At 32.5% G+C, this 6,077-nt stretch carries 6 protein-coding genes and 1 pseudogene; 4 read left to right on the top strand and 3 right to left on the bottom strand.

All coding sequences use genetic code 11. The annotated features are described in order from the left end of the window. The first annotated feature begins 28 nt into the window (after positions 1-28). Positions 29-598 (top strand): RsmD family RNA methyltransferase, encoded by a 570-nt coding sequence (locus tag Q1V95_RS06680; protein WP_300671981.1) that lies wholly within the window; start codon positions 29-31, stop codon positions 596-598. Here Q1V95_RS06680 and murI read toward each other — a convergent pair. After that, positions 593-1,414: a glutamate racemase gene (gene murI, locus Q1V95_RS06685; protein ID WP_300671984.1), complete on the bottom strand. Its 822-nt coding sequence runs from the start codon at positions 1,412-1,414 to the stop codon at positions 593-595. The genes Q1V95_RS06680 and murI overlap by 6 nt on opposite strands. A 143-nt stretch (positions 1,415-1,557) precedes the next feature. Here murI and Q1V95_RS06690 point away from each other — a divergent pair, with 143 nt between their 5' ends. Next, a complete protein-coding gene (locus Q1V95_RS06690; protein ID WP_300671987.1) occupies positions 1,558-2,256 on the top strand; it encodes an SMI1/KNR4 family protein in 699 nt (232 codons plus the stop codon). A 236-nt stretch (positions 2,257-2,492) separates the two neighbouring features. On the opposite strand, the pseudogene Q1V95_RS06695 reads toward Q1V95_RS06690, so the two are convergent. Both Q1V95_RS06695 and Q1V95_RS06700 read right to left on the bottom strand, forming a co-directional pair. After that, positions 2,493-2,606, bottom strand: a pseudogene (locus Q1V95_RS06695) (glutamate racemase); the annotation flags it as partial. A gap of 205 nt (positions 2,607-2,811) precedes the next feature. Then, complete coding sequence (locus Q1V95_RS06700; protein ID WP_300671989.1) at positions 2,812-3,747, bottom strand: SRPBCC family protein; 936 nt, start codon at positions 3,745-3,747, stop codon at positions 2,812-2,814. Positions 3,748-3,871: 124 nt separating this feature from the next. On the opposite strand from Q1V95_RS06700, the gene Q1V95_RS06705 reads away from it, so the two are divergent. Continuing rightward, a complete protein-coding gene (locus Q1V95_RS06705; protein ID WP_300671991.1) occupies positions 3,872-4,852 on the top strand; it encodes a helix-turn-helix domain-containing protein in 981 nt (326 codons plus the stop codon). Between the two features lie 427 nt (positions 4,853-5,279). Continuing rightward, positions 5,280-5,675: a hypothetical protein gene (locus tag Q1V95_RS06710; protein ID WP_300671993.1), complete on the top strand. Its 396-nt coding sequence runs from the start codon at positions 5,280-5,282 to the stop codon at positions 5,673-5,675. Positions 5,676-6,077: the final 402 nt, after the last annotated feature.

Below are 6,077 nucleotides of genomic sequence, written 5' to 3' on the forward strand. Positions count from 1 at the left end.
AGAAATTTCAATTTAAATTTTTAAAAAAATGTACAGAATTATATCCGGAAAATGGAAAGCAAAAAGAATTGCTGCTCCTAAAAATTTTGATGTTAGACCAACAACAGACTTCGCAAAAGAAGCTTTGTTTAGTATGTTAGAGCATCGTTTTGATATGCAATTTATTTCCGTTTTGGATTTGTTTGGTGGGATTGGTTCCATTTGTTTAGAATTCGCTTCTAGAGATTGTCCAGACATTACAACAGTAGAAATGAATCCTAAACATGCAGGTTTCATCAACACAACTGCGCAAGAATTGGGATTTGGATTACAAGTTAATGTGCAACGTTCTGATGTTTTCGAATGGTTAAAAAAGAAGCGTAATCAATCCAGAACTTATGATTTAATTTTTGCTGATCCACCATTTGACATGGACGAAAAAAAGTACCATGACTTGATAACTTTGATTATGGAAGGTGACTTTCTAAAAGAAAACGGAACTTTTGTTTTGGAGCATCAAAGTCGACAAAAATTCGAACATCCAAATTATATTGAAACTAGAAAATATGGGAATGTAAGTTTCTCATTTTTTGACAAGAAAAAAGCTGAAGGTCTATAAGACTTTCAGCTCTAATGCTATTCGGTTTCCGAAAAACTTCTTCGAAATTCTTTCGAAATTCTTCGTAATATCTGACAAGAAAAATCTGTATTTAGGATCAGGATTTTCTTCGTTTAACAAATGGTATTTATCCAAAACACTTTTCACTTGGTTGGCCACAATATTTGGTGAGTCAATCACACGAACACGATTGCCGTAATATTGCTTTATTTCGCCCAAAAGCAAAGGATAATGCGTACATCCAAGGATTAGGGTTTCAATATTTTTGAGTTTGCTATTGGATAGATAATTGTAAATAATCGCGTGCGTTATTGGGTGATTGGCAAAACCCTCTTCAATCGCAGGAACCAAAAGCGGCGTTGCCAACTCGTCTACTTTGATAAATTTGTTATGCTTGCGAATACTCTTTTTGTAAAGTCCAGAATTAACCGTTGCCTTCGTCGCAATTACGCCAACATTATTATGAATTTCGAAGGCTACTTTTTCGGCAACAGGATTGATAACGTCGAAAACGGGAACTTGTCCAGCAACCAAGTCTAGAATTTCTTTTAGAGCATTCGCTGTTGCTGTGTTACAAGCAATGACAATCGCTTTACAATTCATACTTAGAAGGAAATTCACGATTTGCAAAGAATAGCCTACAATCGCTTCTTTGGACTTTTCGCCGTACGGCAAATGTTTGGTATCCCCAAAATAGATTAAATCTTCCTGAGGCATCAATCTTTTTATCTCTTTTGCAACAGTCAAACCACCAACACCAGAATCGAAAATCCCGATGGGTTGCTTTGCTGATAGATGTGTATAATTAGGTTTCAAAAAAAATTCTTTGTGCAAAATTACTTATTAATTATGTTTTCAGCTTTAATATCGGATTTTTTTTTAATTTTAGAATTAATACTTGAAAAAACTGATTGCATCTATTCTTTAGTTAGGTGTAATATTTCCAAATTATCGCTAAAATGACAAGTGCAGACAAAATCAGACGACTTTACGACTTACCTAAAAATGAAAATTTTGGATTTAAAGAAGCGGAAATCAATGAATCTGAAAAATTATTGAATATTAAACTTCCATTAGAACTGAAAAATTATTATTTGACACTAGGAAAAGTTGAAGCCTTAAACTATTCATACAACAGACTTTTGAAACCAAACAAAGAAATCGGATTTTCAAATGACAGATATTTGGTGTTTTATGAGGAAAATCAAGTCGTTGTTTATTGGGGAATAAAAGAAGTAGATTTAAAATTAGATAATCCACCAGTTTGGGGAAATTACGGAGCACCAGACGAACCAGATTGGCATATTGAAACTAATACAATAGATAGTTTCTTTTTGCTTATGGCTGTTTATAACGGAACTTTTGGTGGACTAAAATACAACGCCAATTATTTTGGCAATGTTCAAGTAGAAACGGTAAAAACCATAGAAAAGAATTGGAAAATAGTGCCAGAAATTTCTTGGGCGAAGCAAAAAGTTTACACAGACAATTTCAACGAAGTTCTAAGTCTATCATTTGATGACCAGAATAATTGCAATGGAATTTTCATTGGAACAAGTAACCAAGAAAGATTTGACAAAATTTTAGACAGTTTTGAAATTGATTGGTCTTACACTTCATACGAAGACGAAGATTATGAAGAAGAATCTGAGAATTAAAAATACTGCAACTAACATTGTATTGGCAAAATGCGGGGTTAAATGTATAATAGAACATTTTGCAATATTTATACACCAATACTTTTTTCGGAAGCTAAACTTAAGACACATTATTTTTTTTATTTACGTTCTTATTTAACACTAAATCTTGTCTTTTGATTTTAATCCTAGGAAGCACTTAGCATTTTTAAGAATTGAAACTTTGATTTCTGGTTTGAACAAACTTGTCAAAACCAATCATCCTGAGGCATCAATTTTTTTATCTCTTTTGCAGCAGTCAAAGCACCAACACCAGAATCGAAAATTCCGATGGGTTGCTTTGCTGATAAATGTGTATTATTAGATTTCAAAAAAAATTCTTTGGTGCAAAATTACTTATTAAGTATGTTTTCAGCTTTAATATCGGAATTTTTTTTAATTTTAGAATTAATACTTCAAAAAAACTGATTGCATCTATTCTTTAGTTACCCGCCATATTAAACAACCGCATAGTGCCGACACTTTAAAAATCTGCGATGGACTGTACCTCTGATAGTTCTCCATTCGGCTTACAATTTATTTTTTAGGCAAACTCCATTTTTCAACTAATTCAGCATTAAGTCCACCTTCTTTTGCATTTGGCTTTCCTTGTCCTGTTGTTATTAAACTTTGCAAACTGCCTTGTATGTAACTTGTCCAAGCATCATTACAAACTTCATAGCATTCATTTTCAGGGACAAGTCCGTGATGCGTAAAAATCAGTTGGGTTTTATCTCCAATTTTTGATATTTCAAAAACAATTTTGGTTCCTTTCCACTCGGTTTTGTCATTCACAAAATTAAATTCATTATCTTTTACGAACCATACTACTTTCTTATTTGGAATTAGCTCAACAACAAGCATTTTTGATAGATGAACATCTTTGTAGTGATAGAAAAATTCTGCCTGAAGTTCATCTGTCTTTCCTTCAATTTCTTCAGACCACCACCCACGTACATTATTAACGGCTTTATAGACTTCTTCGGGAGAATTGTTTACTAATATCGATGTGGTATAGGAATTTTCATCTTTAGAAATATCATTTCCTTTGCCTGTTTCTATAAGGCTTTTAAGGCTTTCTGTGATAAAAAAATTCCAAGAGTTAGAGCATACATTAAAACATTCAAATTGAGGAATGAGCCCTAAATGTGTAAAGGTGATTTCTGTCTTTCCACCCTTTTCAGTTATTTCAAAAATCATTTGAGTGCCGTCCCATTCTTTTTCATATTTATCTCCAAAGAAAGTATTATGGCTTTCCAAGACTTTCCAAGCAATTTTTTGAGGCGTGATCTGTGTGATACGAATCTTAGCTGTAAGATATTTGTCCCGATAGACAAACTCACTATTCAATTGTTCCGTACTGCCGTCAATATTTTTTGACCACCATCCGCGAACATTATTAATGGCACTAAATACTATTTCGGGACTTTGTTCAACTATAATAGTTGCGGTAAAATTTTCGTCCTTTTTCATTTCTTTTATTTACTTTGTTAGTACAAAACTAATGTCTTATAATTAACTTTATAGTGTGTAAAATAGACATTATTAGGGGTTGATTTGGACAATATGATTTCTTACCTTTGCCGAAAAATATATAATGAAACATATTTCCATCATAGTTCCTAATGGCAAAAACAATTTGAGTAGCATAATTGGTGCATACAAAATTTTGACAAGGGCTAACACAATTTGGAAAGAGAAAACCAAAAAAGAACGCTACAAAATAGAGATAGTTGGTATCGCAAAAAAAGTGGACTTTCATAGTGGATTATTTTCCGTAAAACCACATACACATATTTTAAATGTTGCAAAGACCAATTTAATTATCATTCCGTCTTTAAACCACAATTTCCAAAAGGCAATAAAAGAGAATAGACCTTTGGTTGAGTGGATTGAAGAACAATATAAAAACGGTGCAGAAGTAGCAAGCATTTGCACGGGTGCATTTTTGTTGGCATCCTCGGGTTTGCTTAACGGCAAGACTTGTTCAACACATTGGGCATTTGCAGACACTTTCAAGACAATGTTTCCGAAAGTAAATTTGCAAACCGACAGACTAATCACGGATGAAAACGGCATTTATACCAATGGCGGTGCATACTCTTTTCTAAATCTCATTCTCTATTTAGTAGAAAAACATTTTGACAGACAAACAGCTATTTTTTGTTCCAAAATTTTTCAAATTGAAATGGACAGACAAAATCAATCGGCTTTCATTATTTTTTCGGGACAAAAATCGCACAGCGATGAAATCATAAAACAGGCACAGGATTACATTGAAAACAACCTGCAAGACAAAATATCCATTGAAGATTTAGCATCAAAATTCGCAGTTGGAAGACGAAACTTTGACAGACGTTTTATCAAAGCGACAGGCAACACACCTATTGAATACACTCAAAGAGTAAAAATTGAAGCGGCAAAGAAATCGTTTGAAACAAGTAGAAAAAATATCAACGAAGTAATGTATGAAGTCGGCTATTCAGACGTAAAAGCATTTCGGGAAGTCTTTAAAAAAATATCGGGAATGTCGCCATTAGAATACAGAAACAAATACAACAAAGAAGCACTAAACTAAGCTCGCAGGACAAAAAACACGGCTGGTAACATCGGTTTGGCGAAATGCGGGCTGAAGTGCTAACATCAACTTTTGTACTTTCTACACGCCAAATGCGGTTCCGCATTTGTTTTTTTTCGTAAATTTACAAACACGGAAACCGCATTGGCTCCGTCCGTGCAAAACTGAACTTTTAGTCCAATTTTGTCCCGCACTATCGCCAAGCCGTTTTCCGTTAGCTGCAATTTTTTAAAGACTGCATCCATGAAAAATATTTGCAAGCTAATTTTAATGTTTATTTTACCAATTTTATTTGGTTGTAAAGACGAACAAAAATTACAAAGAAAAGAATTTATAAAAACTGCAAAAGTTTATTTTAGCGAGGAGTTCAAAAAAAGATGCAGATTTTAAGTCCTTAGACTCTTTAAGAATATTAAGAATTGACACATTGTCTGATAAAGATGAATTATATGTATATATATGTCAATTATATAGATATAAAAACCATTTATTATCTCAATCAAAATCGCCGAAAGATTTGTACGAATTAATATATGGAACTGATGATTTTGATTCGCAAAAGTATGAAGACTACGTAAATACGTTAGAATATAAGTCTGTAAAAGAAAATGACGCAAAATTTACTGTTCTGAGGGATTCTATTGACTTTATTAAAAAACAAATAAAACATTATGAACATATATTAATCAAAAAAGATAGTTTAAATATATGTATGTATGAAGTTAATTATATTTATCAAATAACAAATAAAAATATGATTACTGAAAAAGGTATTACATATTTATTATTTACAAAGTACCCCCCACCAAACGAAATGTCTTAAATACACTCTAACAAAAAAAGCCGAAAAAGCCCATGAATAAAAGGGATACAGCATAAAAAGCCAAAAAGTAGGACGTGAAACAAAATGTCATTAAATACCATTTAAATAACATTTTAACCGATATTAAATACCATAGAAACCCGCACATCTGCGGGTTTCTTATTTTATATGCTAATATATACCACACGCCCACCAAATGGGCGTTTTTGCATTTTATAAGTTAAGCTATACAGAGCTATAAAAGCCGAAAAATGAAAAATGAAAATTTAATGAAAAATGATGTTAGGCATACCTTTAGACATACCTTTAGGCATACCTTTGGGATGTAAAAAATACGCTACTGAATAATATATAAACGTCAAAAAAAGGCTTAAAACAGCAGAAAAACACAAACTCAATACC

Origin of the sequence: Soonwooa sp., from assembly GCF_030151385.1 — a bacterium.
GTDB lineage: Bacteria > Bacteroidota > Bacteroidia > Flavobacteriales > Weeksellaceae > Soonwooa.

What these genes read in the sequence shown, in the direction of transcription:
- Q1V95_RS06700 (WP_300671989.1), bottom strand. Translation starts at nt 3,747, where the DNA reads ATGAAAAAGGACGAAAATTTTACCGCAACTATTATAGTTGAACAAAGT.
- Q1V95_RS06690 (WP_300671987.1), top strand. Translation starts at nt 1,558, where the DNA reads ATGACAAGTGCAGACAAAATCAGACGACTTTACGACTTACCTAAAAAT.
- Q1V95_RS06680 (WP_300671981.1), top strand. Translation starts at nt 29, where the DNA reads ATGTACAGAATTATATCCGGAAAATGGAAAGCAAAAAGAATTGCTGCT.
- Q1V95_RS06705 (WP_300671991.1), top strand. Translation starts at nt 3,872, where the DNA reads ATGAAACATATTTCCATCATAGTTCCTAATGGCAAAAACAATTTGAGT.